General features: G+C 63.0%; 14 protein-coding genes. 6 read left to right on the top strand and 8 right to left on the bottom strand.

All coding sequences use genetic code 11. The features are described 5' to 3' along the window. Positions 1 to 127 precede the first annotated feature (127 nt). From FLQ44_RS05700 to FLQ44_RS05730, 7 genes are all read right to left on the bottom strand, one after another. A complete protein-coding gene (locus FLQ44_RS05700) occupies positions 128 to 718 on the bottom strand; it encodes a porin family protein (RefSeq protein ID WP_170252830.1) in 591 nt (196 codons plus the stop codon). Between the two features lie 149 nt (positions 719 to 867). Continuing rightward, a complete protein-coding gene (locus tag FLQ44_RS05705) occupies positions 868 to 2,196 on the bottom strand; it encodes an ATP-binding protein (protein WP_147693482.1) in 1,329 nt (442 codons plus the stop codon). After that, positions 2,193 to 2,894 carry a response regulator gene (locus tag FLQ44_RS05710; RefSeq protein ID WP_147688469.1) on the bottom strand — a complete coding sequence of 234 codons (702 nt, stop codon included), beginning with the start codon at positions 2,892 to 2,894 and terminating at the stop codon, positions 2,193 to 2,195. The genes FLQ44_RS05705 and FLQ44_RS05710 overlap by 4 nt, the downstream gene beginning before the upstream one ends. A gap of 80 nt (positions 2,895 to 2,974) precedes the next feature. Next, the gene (locus tag FLQ44_RS05715) at positions 2,975 to 3,541 is read right to left on the bottom strand and encodes an outer membrane beta-barrel protein (RefSeq protein WP_170252832.1); all 567 of its coding nucleotides are present in this window, start codon (positions 3,539 to 3,541) and stop codon (positions 2,975 to 2,977) included. A 115-nt stretch (positions 3,542 to 3,656) separates the two neighbouring features. Further along, positions 3,657 to 4,595, bottom strand: coding sequence for a homoserine kinase (locus FLQ44_RS05720; protein WP_147693484.1), 939 nt, complete (start codon positions 4,593 to 4,595; stop codon positions 3,657 to 3,659). Between the two features lie 9 nt (positions 4,596 to 4,604). Next, on the bottom strand, positions 4,605 to 4,910 hold the full coding sequence (locus tag FLQ44_RS05725) for a DUF2782 domain-containing protein (RefSeq protein WP_147688475.1): 306 nt from the start codon (positions 4,908 to 4,910) through the stop codon (positions 4,605 to 4,607). Between the two features lie 62 nt (positions 4,911 to 4,972). Further along, complete coding sequence (locus FLQ44_RS05730; RefSeq protein ID WP_147693485.1) at positions 4,973 to 5,701, bottom strand: LOG family protein; 729 nt, start codon at positions 5,699 to 5,701, stop codon at positions 4,973 to 4,975. A gap of 19 nt (positions 5,702 to 5,720) precedes the next feature. Between FLQ44_RS05730 and polA the strand changes: the two genes are divergently transcribed. Continuing rightward, positions 5,721 to 8,525, top strand: coding sequence for a DNA polymerase I (gene polA / locus FLQ44_RS05735; RefSeq protein WP_147693486.1), 2,805 nt, complete (start codon positions 5,721 to 5,723; stop codon positions 8,523 to 8,525). A gap of 251 nt (positions 8,526 to 8,776) precedes the next feature. Further along, complete coding sequence (locus FLQ44_RS05740; RefSeq protein WP_147693487.1) at positions 8,777 to 9,910, top strand: GGDEF domain-containing protein; 1,134 nt, start codon at positions 8,777 to 8,779, stop codon at positions 9,908 to 9,910. On the opposite strand, the gene FLQ44_RS05745 is transcribed toward FLQ44_RS05740, so the two are convergent. Next, on the bottom strand, positions 9,907 to 11,568 hold the full coding sequence (locus FLQ44_RS05745) for a sensor domain-containing diguanylate cyclase (protein WP_170252834.1): 1,662 nt from the start codon (positions 11,566 to 11,568) through the stop codon (positions 9,907 to 9,909). The two genes, FLQ44_RS05740 and FLQ44_RS05745, sit on opposite strands and share 4 nt — an antisense overlap. 161 nt (positions 11,569 to 11,729) lie before the next feature. Here FLQ44_RS05745 and cysG point away from each other — a divergent pair, with 161 nt between their 5' ends. From cysG to ptsP, 4 genes are all read left to right on the top strand, one after another. Further along, positions 11,730 to 13,154, top strand: coding sequence for a siroheme synthase CysG (gene cysG / locus FLQ44_RS05750; RefSeq protein WP_276607830.1), 1,425 nt, complete (start codon positions 11,730 to 11,732; stop codon positions 13,152 to 13,154). A gap of 78 nt (positions 13,155 to 13,232) precedes the next feature. Beyond that, complete coding sequence (locus FLQ44_RS05755; protein ID WP_147693489.1) at positions 13,233 to 13,646, top strand: PTS sugar transporter subunit IIA; 414 nt, start codon at positions 13,233 to 13,235, stop codon at positions 13,644 to 13,646. Next, entirely contained in the window at positions 13,627 to 13,896 is a 270-nt protein-coding gene (locus tag FLQ44_RS05760; protein WP_017508632.1) for an HPr family phosphocarrier protein, read from the top strand. Before FLQ44_RS05755 ends, FLQ44_RS05760 begins: the two co-directional genes overlap by 20 nt. Before the next feature lie 34 nt (positions 13,897 to 13,930). Further along, a complete protein-coding gene (gene ptsP / locus FLQ44_RS05765; RefSeq protein WP_147693490.1) occupies positions 13,931 to 15,670 on the top strand; it encodes a phosphoenolpyruvate--protein phosphotransferase in 1,740 nt (579 codons plus the stop codon). The last annotated feature ends 1 nt before the right edge of the window (position 15,671 follow it).

The following is a 15,671-nucleotide window of genomic DNA, read 5'->3' on the forward strand; positions in this document are numbered from 1 at the left end:
AAGCAACGCACTAGCACTCACTAAGGAGAGGCCCACCGCAAAGCGGGCCGGGAATACACACGAGGAGAAACGGGGTAAAACGGGTCATGCAGGCAGCCTGTTGCCTTGTGTCAGGCCGCCCTGGGGCTTAGAAGCGGTAAGTCAGGCCCACTTTCAGCGCGCCCACCGGGGCGGTGTCAGTGATCTCTTTATGCTTGATGTTGCCGATGCCGTCGTATTCGGCACGCAGGCTTACCTGTTTGTTCAGCTTGTAGTTGGCACCTACACCCAGGCCCATGCCGAAGGTGCTGTCCTTGCTGCCTTGCAGCGCGGCGGTGCTGCTGGTGAACTTGCTGCGGATGTGGTTGGCCGATACCTTGCCGTACACTTCAAACTGGTCGTTCACAGGGATAATGCCAAGTGCAGCGACACGAAAGGCGTCGTAGTCCAGCTTGCCCGCGCCTTTGAGTTCGGTGGCATCACCGTGGCTCAGGTAGCTGCCTTCTACCGCAAAGTTGTCATTGATGCGCTGGCCAACACCCACTTCGAACATGCCCGATGTGGCATCGTCGTTTTTCACTTTCTTGTCGCTCACGCCGGCTTTGGCGGCCGAGCCGTCTTTCAGGGTCCACTGGTTGGCGGACACGCCCAGGTTGCCGAATACATAAGTGCCGGTATCGGCTGCGAATGCGGTGGTGCCGGCAGCGGCGAAGAGGGTGGCAATAATCAGCTTTTTCATGTGAGGCTCCTGTTGGGTCATCTGTGATCTCGATGGGGCTATTGTGCCCAGCAGGAGGGCTTAACACTATGTCGCTTGCGTGCGGGGAATGTGCGGCCAACATGCCGTTGTGTGACGCTGTGTGACAGGGCCGCCGGCGCCGGGCGGCCCTAGTTGGCCGCAGGGTGCTGCGGCAGGGTAATGGCCATGCGCGCGCCGCCCAGGCTGGCCACGCCGGCGTGGGCATGGCCGCCGTGGTGCAGGGCGATCAGCCGGACAAACGACAGGCCCAGACCATGGCCGCCGGTGGCGCGGTCGCGCGAGCGGTCCAGGCGCTGGAAGGGCTCGAAAATGCGCTCGCGTTCTGCGGCCGGTATGCCGGGGCCGTCGTCTTCTACCGCAATATGCAGCTGCCCGTTGGCCAGGCTAACCGTCATGTGTACCTGGCTGCTGGCGTATTTGAACGCGTTCAGCAGCAGGTTGCGTGTGGCCACGTACATCAGCTTGCGGTCGAAGGTGGCGCTGCCGGGCTGGCAGCTCAGGCCCAGCTGCAGCGGGCCGGGGCACAGCGGCTGCATCAGGTTGATCAGGTCGTCGAACCATTCGTTCAGGTCGATGGTTTCGTATTGCAGGGCCACTTCGCCACGGTCCAGTTTGGCGTAGCTGAGGCTGATGTTCAGCAGCTCGTCCAGCTCGGTGAGGTCGCGCTCCATGCCTTCGCGGTATTGCTGGCGTTCGTCATCGTCTTCTGCCTCATCCAGCATGGACAGCCCGAAGCGCAGGCGCGCTACCGGGGTGCGCAGCTCGTGCGCTACCGCGTGCGCCAGGGCCTGGCGGGTTTCTACCTGCCGTTCCAGCGCGGTGGCCATATCGTTGATGACGCTACCCAGCGGGGCAAACAAGGGGCTGTTCAGCGCGGCGGCGCGGGCCGACAGATCGCCTTCTGCCAGCTGGTTGGCCGTGCTGCGCAGGGCAATGAGCGACTGCCAGTGCGGGCGCAGGTTCAGGTAGATCAGTAGGCCCATGGGCACGCCAAAAAAGCCGAACCACAGCAGGAACAGCCCCCATTCGGTTTGCAGGAAGTTGTGTGGTTCGGCCTCCTGGTTCAGCGGGCCGAGCTGCAGTATCTGCCGGGTGCCGGGCAGCGGCGCGTACAGCAGCTCGCTGCCGTAGTCCAGCCAGCTTTGGCCGCTGGCCAGCCGGGCGCGGGCTTCGTCGCCCAGGCTGGCGGGGATGGCGGGCAGCAGCTTGATGGGGTAGGTAAACAGCTCGTTGATGGTGGTCAGCTCGGCCGGGCGCCGTGCCGGCTGCTGAGACAGCAGCTGGCGCTGGATCATGCGCACGGTGCCGTCCATTTGCTGCTGTATGCGGTCGCGGTCGGCGCCGGATGTCAGGAAGATCAGCAGGGTGACAAAGCCCAGCAGCAGGACAAACTGCACCAGCATGGTCTGCACGAAATAGCGCGCAAACAGTGCGGCCAACGTGGCGGGGGGCTTCACTCCCAGTCGCTCCGCGAGAACAGGTAGCCTTTGCCGCGGACGGTTTTGATGCGGGTGGGGGTGTCGGGGTTGTCGCCCAGTTTTTTGCGCAGGCGCGAGATGCGGGCGTCGATGGAGCGGTCCAGGCCGTCAAAGCCGATACCGCGCAGGGCGTTCATGATGTCGTCGCGCGACAGGATCTCGCCGGCGTGGCTGGCCAGCAGCCACAGCAGGTCGAATTCGGCGGTGGTGAGCTCCAGCGTGTCGCTGCCCAGCATGGCTTCGCGCGTGGCCTGGCTGATGCTGAACTGGCCAAACACGATGCGGCCTTCTTCTGCAGCCTGGCTGGCTTCGCCTTCGCTACGGCGCAGCAGGGCACGAATGCGCGCCAGCAGGCGGCGCGGCTCTACCGGTTTGGTCAGGTAGTCGTCGGCGCCGAGCTCCAGGCCCAGGATTTCGTCTATTTCTTCGTCGCGCGCGGTCATCATCAGGATGCGGCCGTGGTAGCGCGGGCGGACATCGCGGCAGACTTCAAAGCCGTCCTTGCCCGGTAGCATCACGTCCAGTATCACCAGATCGGGGTTTTCCGCCAGGATCAGCTCGGCCGCGGTATCGCCCCGGCCATGGTGCAGCACCTCGTAGCCGTGTTTGCTCAGGTATACGCGTACCAGGTCGGCCAGGCGTTGGTCATCTTCTACTAGTAGCAGGCGTGGGGACATGCGGTGTCTCGTCTAGCGGGTTAGGGGCGATCAATGCAAAACAGCCCGCCAGGCGGGCTGTTGCGTGCGGCAGGCCGGTATCAGTAATGATACGTGATGCCACCGCTCAGGCGGGTGCCGGAGTGGGAATCTTCCTGGCCGCCGGTGCTGGATTTTACCTTGCCGGTCTGGGCCACTTCTACAAAGGCGCGCAGATCCGGTTGCAGCTGGGTTTCTACGCCCAGGCCGATAACCGGCACGGTCTTGCGGGCCTTGAAGCTGTTGGCGCCGGTGGTTTTGCTTTCTACGCGGGCCATGCCGACACGGCCGTACAGGCCCAGCTTGTCGTTCAGCGGCAGGTGGCCAATGGCACTGATGCCGACGCTGGACAGCTCGGATTCGACCTTGCTGCCGTTGCTCAGGGTGCGCTCGCTGGTGCCGTAGTTCTGGTAGTCCAGCTCCCACGACAGCTGGTCGTGGCTATAAAAACCGGCACGCAGGCCGTAGCCATTGCTGTTGTTGTCGGTTTTGGTGGTGGTAAAGCCCGGCATGCTCACGCTATGACGGCTCAGCGACAGGTTGCCGCCGATGTATTCGTCTTTGCTGCTGTCAACCGCGTAGGCCGCCAGGGGTGCCAGCAGGGCCAGCAGTAGCAGGTTCTTTTTCATCTTGATGCTCCATGCGTTGGGGTAGTGCTGCATGTTAGTGGCAAGCTGCACCGGTCGCAATATGACCTATGTATGATTGTGTGCAGCCTGTCATTTCGATAAATTTTCTCTGCCATTACAGCCAGAAGCTGCTGCGCTGGCGGTGTGCGGCCAACAGTTGCTGGAACACGCCCGGGTCTTTGGTAAAGGTAAGCTCGCCGCTGGCCGGCTGGTGGTAATCCAGCAGGCGCGATACCCAGAAGCGCAGCGCGCCAGCGCGCAGCATTACCGGCCAGGCGGCGATTTCGCTGCTGTTGAACGGGCGTACCGCCTGGTAGCCGGCGAGCAGGGCGCTGGCTAGGGCGTCGTCTATCTGGCCATCCGGCAGGCGTGCCCAGTCGTTCAGGGCAATGGCCACGTCGTACAGCAGGATGTCGTTGCAGGCGTAGTAAAAGTCGATAAAGCCGGCGATGCGGTCGCCATCCATCAGCACATTGTCTTTGAACAGGTCGGCGTGGATGACGCCCTGTGGCAAAAAGTCGAAGCGGTGGCTGGCCTGGAAGGCAATTTCGTCGCGCAGCATGGCAGCGTCGGCTGCCGGCATGGCGTCGTAAAGCGTGCTGGCAGTGTGCGCCCACCAGGCCGGGCCACGCGGGTTGGCCATGCGCAGCGGGAAGGTGCTGCCGGCCAGGTGCATTTGCGCCAGCATTTCGCCCACGGCGTGGCACTGTGCGGCATTGGGGTGGCTGACATCGCTACCTTGCAGGCAGCTCACCAGGCAGGCGGGCTTGCCGGCCAGCAGGGAGGCAAACTGGTCGTTGTGGTCGGCAATGGGCGCCGGGCAGGCTACGCCATGGCGCGACAGGTGGCTTTTGAGCTGCAGGAAGTATGGCAGCTCGGCCAGCTGCAGTACTTCGAACAGCGTCAGCACGTAGCGGCCGTGCGTGGTGGTGACAAAGTAGTTGGTATTGGTAATGCCGGCGGCAATGCCTTTGAGTTCTACCAGCTCGCCCAGCGCGTAGCGCTGTAGCCAGGCCTGCATGTCATCGTTGGAAACCGAGGTGTACACGGACATGGCGGCCTCCTAGAACGTCATCAGCACCCAGCGCGGGGTAACCTGCTGCTGGGAGGGGGAAACACGCTGCATCACGCCTTTGCCTTCTTCGTCCATCATGAAGTAGGCCGGTGCACCTTGCGGGGTCACTTTCACCATATAGACCTTGCCGTTCATCCGGTACTCTTCCACGGTGTCCGGGCCGTTCTGGTAAACGCGTACTTCCGGCTGCGGGCCGCTGAGGGTGGCCGGTGGCGGCGGAACGGTGGCGGGGGGCGTGTCGGCGTAAGCCGCGAGCGAGGCTGCCATGAGGGTAGCCAGCAAAAGGCGCTGCATGAGGGTTTCCTTGGTCCTGGGCTTGGTGGCGGGGGGCTATTGCCCCCTCTGTCAGGCCAATTCTACAGGTTTAGCAGCTGTTCGCGCTCCTCCGGCAGCGTTTCGAAGCCGCGGGTTTCGTAAAAACGGAAGATGGTTTCCACAATTTCCTGCGGGTCGTCGATCAGCTGCAGCAGGTCCAGGTCGGCCGGGTTGATCATGCCGTCGCCGGCCAGGCGTTCGCGTACCCAGTCCAGCAGGCCGCCCCAGAAGGCGCTGCCGCACAGGATGATGGGCATTTTGCGGCTTTTGCCGGTCTGGATCAGCGTGAGCGCCTCGAACATTTCGTCCAGCGTGCCAAAACCCCCCGGCATCACCACGTAGGCCAGTGCGTGTTTGACAAACATCACCTTGCGGCTGAAGAAGTGGTCGAATGTCAGGCTCAGGTCCTGGTATTCGTTGGGGCGCTGTTCGTGCGGCAGCACGATGTTCAGGCCCACCGACGGGCTCTTGCCGTAGAAGGCGCCCTTGTTGGCCGCTTCCATGATGCCGGGGCCGCCGCCGGAGATCACCGAAAAGCCGGCGTCCGAAAGGCGGCGGGCGATGTCCTCGGTGAGCTTATAATACGGGTGGTCTCGCGGGGTTCGTGCGCTGCCGAAGATGCTCACCGCCGGGGTAATGGTCTGCAGCTCTTCGGCGGATTCGACGAATTCCGACAAAATCTTCATCACGTGCCACGCTTCGCGCGCCCGGAAGCGTTGCATCATCGCGTAACGGTCGCTTGTTTGCGGTAATTTATCGTGCAAGCCCATACCTTAGCCCTTTTTGATTATGAAAACCTTGTTATTGATCGATGGCTCTTCTTATCTGTACCGCGCCTTCCACGCGATGCCCGACTTGCGTTCGCCGCAGGGGGAGCCCACCGGTGCCATCTACGGCATGGTGAACATGCTGGCCCGATTGGAAAAGGAAGTCCAATTCGATTATAGCGCCTGCATATTCGACGCCAAGGGCAAGACATTCCGCGACGACCTGTACCCCGAGTACAAAGCCAACCGCCCGTCCATGCCCAGCGAGCTGGCCGCGCAGATCGAGACCGTGCACGAGGTAGTGCGTGCCAGTGGTTGGCCGCTGCTGATGGTGGAAGGCGTAGAGGCCGACGACGTGATCGGCACGCTGGCGCGCCAGGCCGAGGCAGCCGGCATGAAGGTGATCATCTCCACCGGCGACAAGGACATGGCGCAGCTGGTGAGCCCGGCGGTGAGCCTGGTGAACACCATGACCAACGAAAACCTGGACGAAGCCGGCGTGAAGGAAAAGTTCGGCGTGCCGCCAGACTTGATCATCGACTACCTGACGCTGATCGGCGACAAAGTGGACAACGTGCCGGGCGTGGATAAATGCGGCCCGAAAACGGCGGTGAAATGGCTGGAGCAGTACGGCTCGCTGGCGGCGGTGATGGACAATGCGGCCAACGTGGGCGGCAAGGTGGGCGAAAACCTGCGCGCGGTGCTGGGCTGGCTGCCGCGCGGGCGCGAGCTGATTACCATCAAGTGCGACGTGGAGCTGTACCACGAGCTGCCGCAGGGCATGGACAACCTGCGCCACGGCAGCAAGCAGTACGCGCAGCTGGCGGTGCTGTTTGCACAGTGTGGCTTCCGCACCTTCCTGCGCGAGGTCAACGACAAGCTGGGCGGTGCGGTGGCGGCCAACCCTGCGCCCGCGCAGGCGCCCTTGCACGTGAGCGGCAGCCTGTTTGGCGACGACCTGGACAGCGTGTCGGCCATCGCCGCGGGTATCGAGCCGCAGCTGGCGCCGCCGCCGGCGGTAGCGCGCAGCTATGAAACCATCCTTACCCAGGCCCAGCTGGACGCCTGGCTGCACAAGCTGGCCACGGCCGAGGTGGTGTCGGTCGATACCGAAACCACCAGCCTGGAGCCGATGCAGGCGCGCATCGTTGGCCTGAGTTTTGCCGTGCAGGCGGGCGAGGCTGCCTACCTGCCGCTGGCGCATTGCGGGCCGGACGCGCCGCAGCAGCTGGACTTCGACGCCACGCTGGCGCAGCTCAAACCGTGGCTGGAAGACGCCAGCCGGCCCAAGCTGGGGCAGAACCTGAAGTACGACCGCCACGTGCTGGCCAACCACGGCATTACCCTGCGCGGCGTGGTGGACGATACCCTGCTGGCGTCTTACGTGATCGAAAGCCACGAGCGCCACGGCATGGACGACCTGGCGCGCCGCCACCTGGGCGAAACCACGGTGACCTACGAGGAAATCTGCGGCAAGGGCGCCAAGCAGATCGGCTTTGCTGAAGTGGCGGTAGACGTAGCGGCCAACTACGCCGCCGAAGACGCCGACATCACCCTGCGCCTGGCGCAGCACTTTGCCCCGCAGCTCGATGGCGCGCTGGGCAGTGTGTACCGCGACATGGAGCTGCCGGTGGCCGAAGTGCTGTTTGCCATGGAGCGCACCGGCGTGCTGATCGACCGCGAGCAGTTGGCCGCACAAAGCCACCAGCTGGGTAGCGAGATGCTGCAGCTGGAGCAGCAGGCTTATGCGCTGGCCGGCCAGCCGTTCAACCTGAATTCGCCCAAGCAGCTGCAGGAAATCCTGTTCGGCAAGCTGGGCATCCCCACCAAGGGCGTGCGCAAAACGCCGTCGGGGGGCTTCTCTACCGACGAAGAAGTGCTGGAAAAACTGGCGCTGGACCACCCGCTGCCCAAGCTGATTTTGCAGTACCGCGGCCTGGCCAAGCTTAAGTCCACCTACACCGACAAGCTGCCGACGCTGATTAATCCACAGACCGGCCGCGTGCACACCACTTATTCACAGGCAGTGGCCATTACCGGGCGCCTGGCCAGCAGCGAGCCTAACCTGCAGAACATTCCGGTGCGCACCGCCGAAGGCCGCCGCGTGCGCGAGGCTTTCATCGCCCAGCCGGGTTTTGTCATTGTCAGCGCCGACTATTCGCAGATCGAGCTGCGCATCATGGCGCATCTGTCCAGCGACGAGGGCATGCTGGCCGCCTTTGCCAGTGGCGAGGATATTCACAAGGCCACCGCCGCCGAGGTGTTCAGCACACCGCTGGCCGAGGTCAGCACCGAGCAGCGCCGCGCCGCCAAAGCCATCAACTTTGGCCTGATTTACGGCATGGGCAAATACGGCCTGGCCTCGCAGCTGGGCATCAGCAACGACGCGGCGCAGGTGTATATCGACAGCTATTTCCGCAAATACCCCGGCGTGGCCGACTACATGCAGCGCACCCGCGAGCAGGCGGCCGAGCAGGGCTATGTGGAGACGGTATTCGGCCGCCGCCTGTACCTGCCGGATATCCGCGCCGGCAACCAGGCACGCCGCGCCGGTGCCGAGCGCGCCGCCATTAACGCGCCGATGCAGGGCACCGCCGCCGACCTGATCAAGCTGGCCATGATTGCGGTGCAGGGCTGGCTGCTGCAGGACGGCCTGCGCAGCCGCCTGATCATGCAGGTACACGATGAACTGGTGCTGGAAGTGGCGCAGGACGAGCTGGAGGTGGTACGCAGCCGCCTGCCGCAGCTGATGGCGGGTGTGGCGGCGCTGAAGGTGCCGCTACTGGCCGAGGTGGGCGTGGGCGACAGCTGGGAGGCGGCGCACTAAGCCGTACTTGCCTGAAAGGTTGGCCGCAGTGGCCAGCGCAAGGCCGCCCGGCGGGCGGCCTTGCTACCCCGATACCGCACCCTGGTTGCCCCGCAGCCAGGGTTTTTCTTTGCCTGCTGGCGGCGCCTTTGGCCGTGGCCGCCCGCGCTGATGGCCACCGCATCGTGCAGGCCGCTGCCATGGTTGGCCGCAGCAGTGCCGGGTGCTGCGCTATAAAGCAGTAAGTCTGTTTATCGAAGCCGGCGCTTGTCATGATCGATGTCCATATTCTGCCCATTGCCCTCACCATCATTCTGGTGGGCTGGAGCAGCTGGCGCTTTGCCGCCAGCCAGGCCGAGCTGGTGCGCGAGCGGCGTATCTGGCTGCAGGGTTGCCTGTGCATTGCCTGCGGCCTGGTGGTAGAGGCGCAGCCGGTACTGCACTGGCGCTGGCTGGACGCGCTGAGCATGGTTTTCTTGCTGGGTGGCTATCAGCAGTTTGCGCTGGTGTTGGCCTGCCTGCAGCGGCGTCGGTGTTGGTACGTGGCAGATGCTGCGTTGTGTCTGCTGACCCTGCTGGCCAATACCGCCTTGCTGCCGCTGCAGTGGGCTGCCATGTGGAATGCCTTGGCACTGGGCGCGGTGTTTGTACGCCTGTCGTGGTTGCATTGGCAGATCGAGCAGCATATCCGCCCCGGCTACCCTATCCTGACCACGCTGTACGCGCTGGGCGCCATAACGTTTGCCCTGCGCCTGGTCGTGCTGGGCTGGCAGGCTGACAGCATGCTGTTGCTGGATATGTCCGACCCGTTGCTGTACCTGTTTGTATCGACTGCCACCATCTATGGCAGCTTCGGTTTTCTGATGGTGATCTTGCGGCAGCGTACCCAGCACCTGGTGCGCGAAACCCTGCAAGACAGCCTGACCGGTGCGCTGAACCGCCGTGGCCTGGACGAGGCGCTGCAGCAGCTGCGCCAGGCGGTGCCGCCGTTCCGGCGCGTGGCAATGGCCATGCTGGATGTGGACCACTTCAAGCAGGTAAACGACCGCTACGGCCACGCTGCCGGGGATGAGGTGTTGCGCCAGCTGGCGCAGTTTTGCCGGCAGTCATTGCGCGAGCAGGATGTGTTTGCCCGCTACGGTGGCGAGGAGTTCTGTGTGCTGCTACCCGGTGCCGGCCCGGCAGATGCACTGCGCAAGCTCGATGCCCTGCGCGAGCAGTTTGCCCGGCTGCCGGTACTGGCCGCCGGGCACGCCTTACATTGTACGTTTTCGGCGGGTCTGGTGTCTTGGGAAGACACCAAGGCAAACCCCGACCAATATTTGCAGCAGGCGGATGATTTGCTCTACCAGGCCAAGCGTGCCGGGCGTAATTGTGTTGTGGCGGTGGGGGCGGTGGGCGATTAGGGCTGCTGGGCAATATGTACGCGGTTGCGGCCAGCGTTTTTGGCTTCGTAGAGCGCTTTGTCTGCCTGGCGCATCATGTCACCCAGCGCCTGGCCGGGTGCGCAGCGGGCCAGCCCGATGCTGACGGTGAGCGGGATGCTTTGGCCGTGGCTCAGTACCGGGGTTTGCGCCACCAGGTTGCAAATGCGCTGTGCGGCGCTCATGGCATCTTCTGCGCTGGTGTCGGTAAGCAGGGCGGCAAACTCTTCGCCGCCCATGCGGCAGACCAGATCTTGCGCGCGCAGGCTGTCTTGCAGGATGCGGGCAAACGAGCGCAGTGCATCGTCGCCGGCGGCATGGCCGTAGCGGTCGTTGACCTGTTTGAAATGGTCCAGGTCAAACATCAGCATGCACAGTGGTTTGGGTAGCAGCAGGGTGTTATCACACGCTTCCTCGGCCAGGGTCATGAAATGGCGGCGGTTGTACAGCCCGGTCAAGGCATCTTGCGTGGCCAGCTGGAACAGCTGGCTGGCGCGGCGCTCTTGCTGGATGGCAATGGCCATCAGGTGCGAGGTGCGCAGGGTAATGTATTCGCTATGGTTGTCCGGGGCGCAGGGGTGGGCAAAGTAGATGGCAAAGGTGCCCAGTACGCTGCCATCGTGCGCATTGATGGGGTAGGACCAACAGCTGCGTAGCTGATGGCTGCTGGCCAGCGCTGCGTAGTCTGCCCAGTAGGGGTGCTGCTGGATGTTGGTCACGATAACCGCCTCGCCGGTAAAGGCCGCCGTGCCGCACGAGCCTACGCTGGCGCCTATGGTGACACCGTCAATTTGTGTCTTGTATTCGTCTGGCAGGCTGGGGCCGGCTGCCACGTGCAGGTGGGTGCCTTCATCGTCCAGCAGCATGATGGAGCACATCGAGCCTTCAATTTGCGACTCGATCATATGGCAGGTCCACACCATGACTTCTTTCATGGGGCGGTTGTTGGCAATCATTTCCAGTAGGCGGTTTTCGTCGGCCTGCCAGAGCCGCATGGCGTGTTCTTCGCTGATATCGCGGTCGATGCACAGCAGCGATTGCACCTGGCCGTGCTCGTCGGTTTCGGGAAACAGCCGCGATTCAAAAACGTAGTGTTTGTCGTGGTGGTTCAGCTGGTTTTCAAAGATCACCGGTTTGCCGCTGGCTAGCACCTGGCTGCTGGCATGGCGAAACGCGTCGCACACGTGTGCCGGCAAACCACGCTCTTCTATGCCCAGACCAACGTGCAAGGCTGGCGGTATGGGCGAGTAGCGGCCCAGGGCGCTATTGGCATACAGGCAGACCAGCTGCGGGTTATAGCGGCTGATGATGTCGGGCGAGTTTTCTATCAGGTTGCGGAAGGTTTGCCGGTCTTCGCGAATGCTCAGCATGGTGCCATCCGGCAGCGGGGTCAGCAGCCAGTCCAGCAGCTGGCCGGCATAAAGCTGCTGGCTGGCGTGTGCCTGGCCGGCCAGCAATGCAGGCTGCATTTCCGCCGGTAGCAGGCTGGTAGGCAGGGCTTGGCCGCATTGCAGTGGTTCGCAATGCAATAGCTGATAAAAGCGCGCAGTAGCAAAGCGCACGCAGTGCGTTTCATCCAGTAGCAGGTAGCCACCCGGCAGGGCGCTGAGGGCTGTTTCCAGTGTAGCAATGGCCGGCACATTGTTCTCCATGGCTGGGCGCGCACGGACAGACCGTGCTTACTCTGGATTGTAGCGATAAAAGGCGCGGTGTCATGAAATGCATGCTAGATCATGCCTTTTTCATGATTTGCCTGGGCTTATCTGTGGTGTGGCGGTCGCCAAGCGTGGCGCTGCGGGTTATGCTCGAGCGCATTCTGGCAGGAGGCAATGTGGAGTACTTTCCGATTTTCATGCGCTTGCAGGGCGAGTCCTGCTTGCTGGTAGGCGGGGGCGAAGTAGGCCTGCGCAAGGCGCGGCTGCTACTGTCTGCAGGCGCGCGCCTTACCGTGGTGTCGCCCGAGCTGGCACCGGAGCTGGCACAGATGGCTGCGCGCGGCGAGGTGGTGCATATTGCGGCCAACTTCGAACCGGCACATATCGACCGCTACAAGCTGGTGGTGGCCGCCACCGACGTGCGTGCAGTAAACCGTGTGGTGTCGGATACCGCGCAGGCGCTGGGCATTCCGGTGAACGTGGTGGACGACCCGGAGCTGTCCAGCTACATCACGCCCGCCATTGTTGACCGCTCCCCGCTGGTGATTGCGGTATCTACCGGCGGCGGTGTGCCGGTGCTGGCGCGCCTGGTGCGTGCCCGGCTGGAAAGCATGATCCCGGCCGGGTTCGGCCGCCTGGCGCGTTTTGCCACGGGTTTTCGCGAGCAGGTGAAGGCGCGCTTCAGTAATGTGGAAGAGCGCCGTGCGTTCTGGGAAGCCGTGCTGGAGGGCCCCCTGGCCGAGCAGGTAATGAATGGCAATGAAACCGCCGCGCGTGAAGACATGCAGCGCAGGTTGGCCGCAGCGGATGCGGCGCCGGCAGGTGCGGTGTATCTGGTAGGGGCCGGGCCGGGCAACCCGGATCTGCTGACCTTTCGTGCCCTGCGGCTGATGCAGCAGGCCGATGTGGTGTTGTACGACAACCTGGTGGCGCCCGAGCTGCTGGAGCTGGTACGCCGCGATGCCGAGCGCGTGTTTGTGGGTAAACAGCGCGCCAACCACACCTTGCCGCAGGAAGACATCAACGCTCTGCTGGTGCGCCTGGCGCAGGAAGGCAAGCGCGTGTTGCGCCTGAAAGGCGGCGACCCGTTTACCTTTGGCCGTGGCGGCGAAGAAATTGCCCTGCTGGCGGCGCACCACATACCGTTTGAAGTGGTGCCGGGTATTACCTCTGCCAGTGGCGCTGCAGCCTACGCCGGCATCCCGCTGACGCACCGCGACCATGCCCAGTCGGTGACCTTTGTCACAGGTCATAAAAAGGACGGTAGCATTACGCTAGACTGGCCCGCCCTGACGCGTAGCGGGCAAACGGTGGTGGTTTACATGGGCTTGGCCATGGCGGAGGAACTCTGCCAGGCATTCATTAGTCATGGCAAAGCCGCCAGCACACCGGCGGCTGTAGTGGAGCAAGCCACGACACCCCGGCAAAGAACCGTGCTGGGGACACTGGAAACCTTGCCTGCCTTGATTCGTGCGAATAGTATCAGCTCACCTGCATTGATTATCGTGGGTGAGGTAGTGTCGCTGGCACCGCAGCTGGGCTGGTATCGTAGCTCGGTAGACGGGGCCTGAGGGCACGGCCTCCAGGGGCTGCCCGCCGGGCAGTGTTTGACGTGTTGGCAATAGCCGGCATGCGCCGGGGTGAAGAATATGGTTGGTGTACTACTAATTTCGCATGGCAATCTGGGCTTGAGCCTGGCCGACTGTGCCCGTCATGTGCTGGGCCGCGTGCCGGACAACCTGGCCATCATGGGGGTGGAAAAGCACGACGACCCCGAGGCCAAGCGCCAGGAAGCCCAGGAGCTGATTGCCCGGCTGGAACAAGGGGATGGCGTGGTGGTGCTAACCGATATGGTAGGTGGCACGCCCGCTAATATTACCGGCCGCCTGGTGCAGGCGGGCCGGGTGGAAGCCGTGGCGGGGGTAAACCTGCCCATGCTGGTGCGGGCGCTGAGTTATAGCAGCCAGCCATTGGAAATCGTGGTCAGCAAGGCCATTACCGGGGGCCTGGAAGGGGTCTTCTATATGCTTCCGGAGGGAAAAAATGCAAAAACAGCAAATTGAAATCATCAATAAATTGGGCCTGCACGCACGTGCTTCCAGCAAATTTACCCAGATATCCAGCCGCTTCAAGGCCGAAGTCTGGATTGCGCGCAACGGCCGCCGTGTAAACGGCAAAAGCATCATGGGCGTGATGATGCTGGCAGCAGCCAAAGGTGCCACGGTAGAGCTGGAAACCAATGGCGAAGACGAAGAGCAGGCTATGGCGGCGTTGGTCGAGCTGATCAACAACCGCTTCGACGAGGCGGAATAAACGCCCGCGATAATAAACAGGCAGGGGAGTAGACATGAGTATCGTGCTGCACGGTGTACCGATCGGTGGCGGCGTCGCCATCGGGCGGGCGCATTTGTTATCGCAAAGCATGGACGACGTGGTGCATCTGGCGCTGGAAGACAGCGAGATCGCCGCCGAGCAGCAGCGTTTCGATAGCGCCGTGCGCGATACCCGCAAGCAGCTGGAGCTGCTGTGGGGCAGCATCCCCGAAAATGCCCCGGCCGAGCTGGGCGCATTTTTGTCCCTGCATATCATGTTGCTGTCCGATGTCACCATCTCGCGCGACCCGCGCGACCTGATAGACAGCCAGCGCTGCAATGCCGAATGGGCGCTGAAGCTGCAGTGCGACACCCTGGTAGAGCAGTTTGACGCCATCGAGGAGGACTACCTGCGCGAGCGCAAGCACGATGTGCTGCAGGTAGTGGAGCGCATCTTCAAGAACCTGGCCGGCCACAGCACCGACTTGCAGTTTGTCGAAGACATGGACGAAGACGCCATTCTGGTGGCGCACGACCTGTCGCCGGCCGATATGGTGTATTTCAAGGATTCCAGCGTCGCCGCGTTTGTGACCGACGTGGGCGGCGCCACCAGCCACACCGCCATTCTGGGCCGCAGCCTGGACCTGCCGTCGGTGATCGCGCTGCACCACGCGCGCGAGCTCATTCGCGAGGACGAGCTGATCGTGGTGGATGGCCAGCAAGGTGTGCTGATCATCAACCCGGAAGAAAGCGTGTTGGCCGAATACCGCCGCCGCCAGCGTAACTGGATAGAAGCACGGCGCAAGCTGTCCAGCATCCGCAAGACCGACGCGCTGACCCAGGACGGCACCCCCATCGAGCTGCTGGCCAATATCGAGCTGCCGCAGGATGCGGCCAACGTCCTGGAGTCTGGCGCCGTCGGGGTAGGGCTGTTCCGCAGCGAGTTCCTGTTTCTGGGGCGCGACAGCCTGCCGTCGGAAGACGAACAGTTTGCCGCCTACCGCGAGGTAGCCGAGGCTACCCGTGGTGCTCCGGTTACCGTCCGCACCATGGACCTGGGCGCAGACAAGAACCCGCGCTGGCTCAACCACGGCGCTGCCGAAAACCCGGCACTGGGCCTGACCGGGGTGCGGCTGTGCCTGGCCGAGCCGCTGATGTTCCGTGCCCAGCTGCGTGCGCTGCTGCGCGCTACTGTGTACGGCAAGATCCGTATCCTGTTTCCCATGATCAACGGCCTGGGCGAGCTGAAACAGGCGCTGGCGCAGCTGGAGTACGCCAAGAAAGAGCTGCGCGAAGAAAACATCCCCTTTGCCGATAAGGTCGAAGTGGGCGCCATGATCGAGATCCCGTCTGCCGCCTTGGTGGCGGGCAGCTTTGTCAAATACGTGGACTTCCTGTCTATCGGTACCAACGATCTGATCCAGTACACGCTGGCGGTAGACCGTAACGACGACTCGGTTAGCCACCTGTACGACCCGGTGCACCCGGCAGTATTGAAGCTGATTTCCCACACCATCAAGACCGCTACCAAAGCCGGCGTGCAGGTGTCGGTGTGCGGCGAGATGGCGGGCGACGAGCGCCTGACCCGCCTGCTGCTGGGCATGGGGCTGCGCCGCTTCTCCATGCACCCGGCCAACCTGCTGGCTGTGAAACAGAATGTGCTCAACAGCGATCTGGATACCCTGGCCCCGCAGGTCGCGCGTATCCTGCGCAGCGAAGACCCTGATAGAATCGCTGACTTGTTGACACAACTGAATGCCGGGCCGGACGCCTGAT

It is taken from the genome of Vogesella mureinivorans, from assembly GCF_007644035.1.
Lineage (GTDB): Bacteria > Pseudomonadota > Gammaproteobacteria > Burkholderiales > Chromobacteriaceae > Vogesella > Vogesella mureinivorans.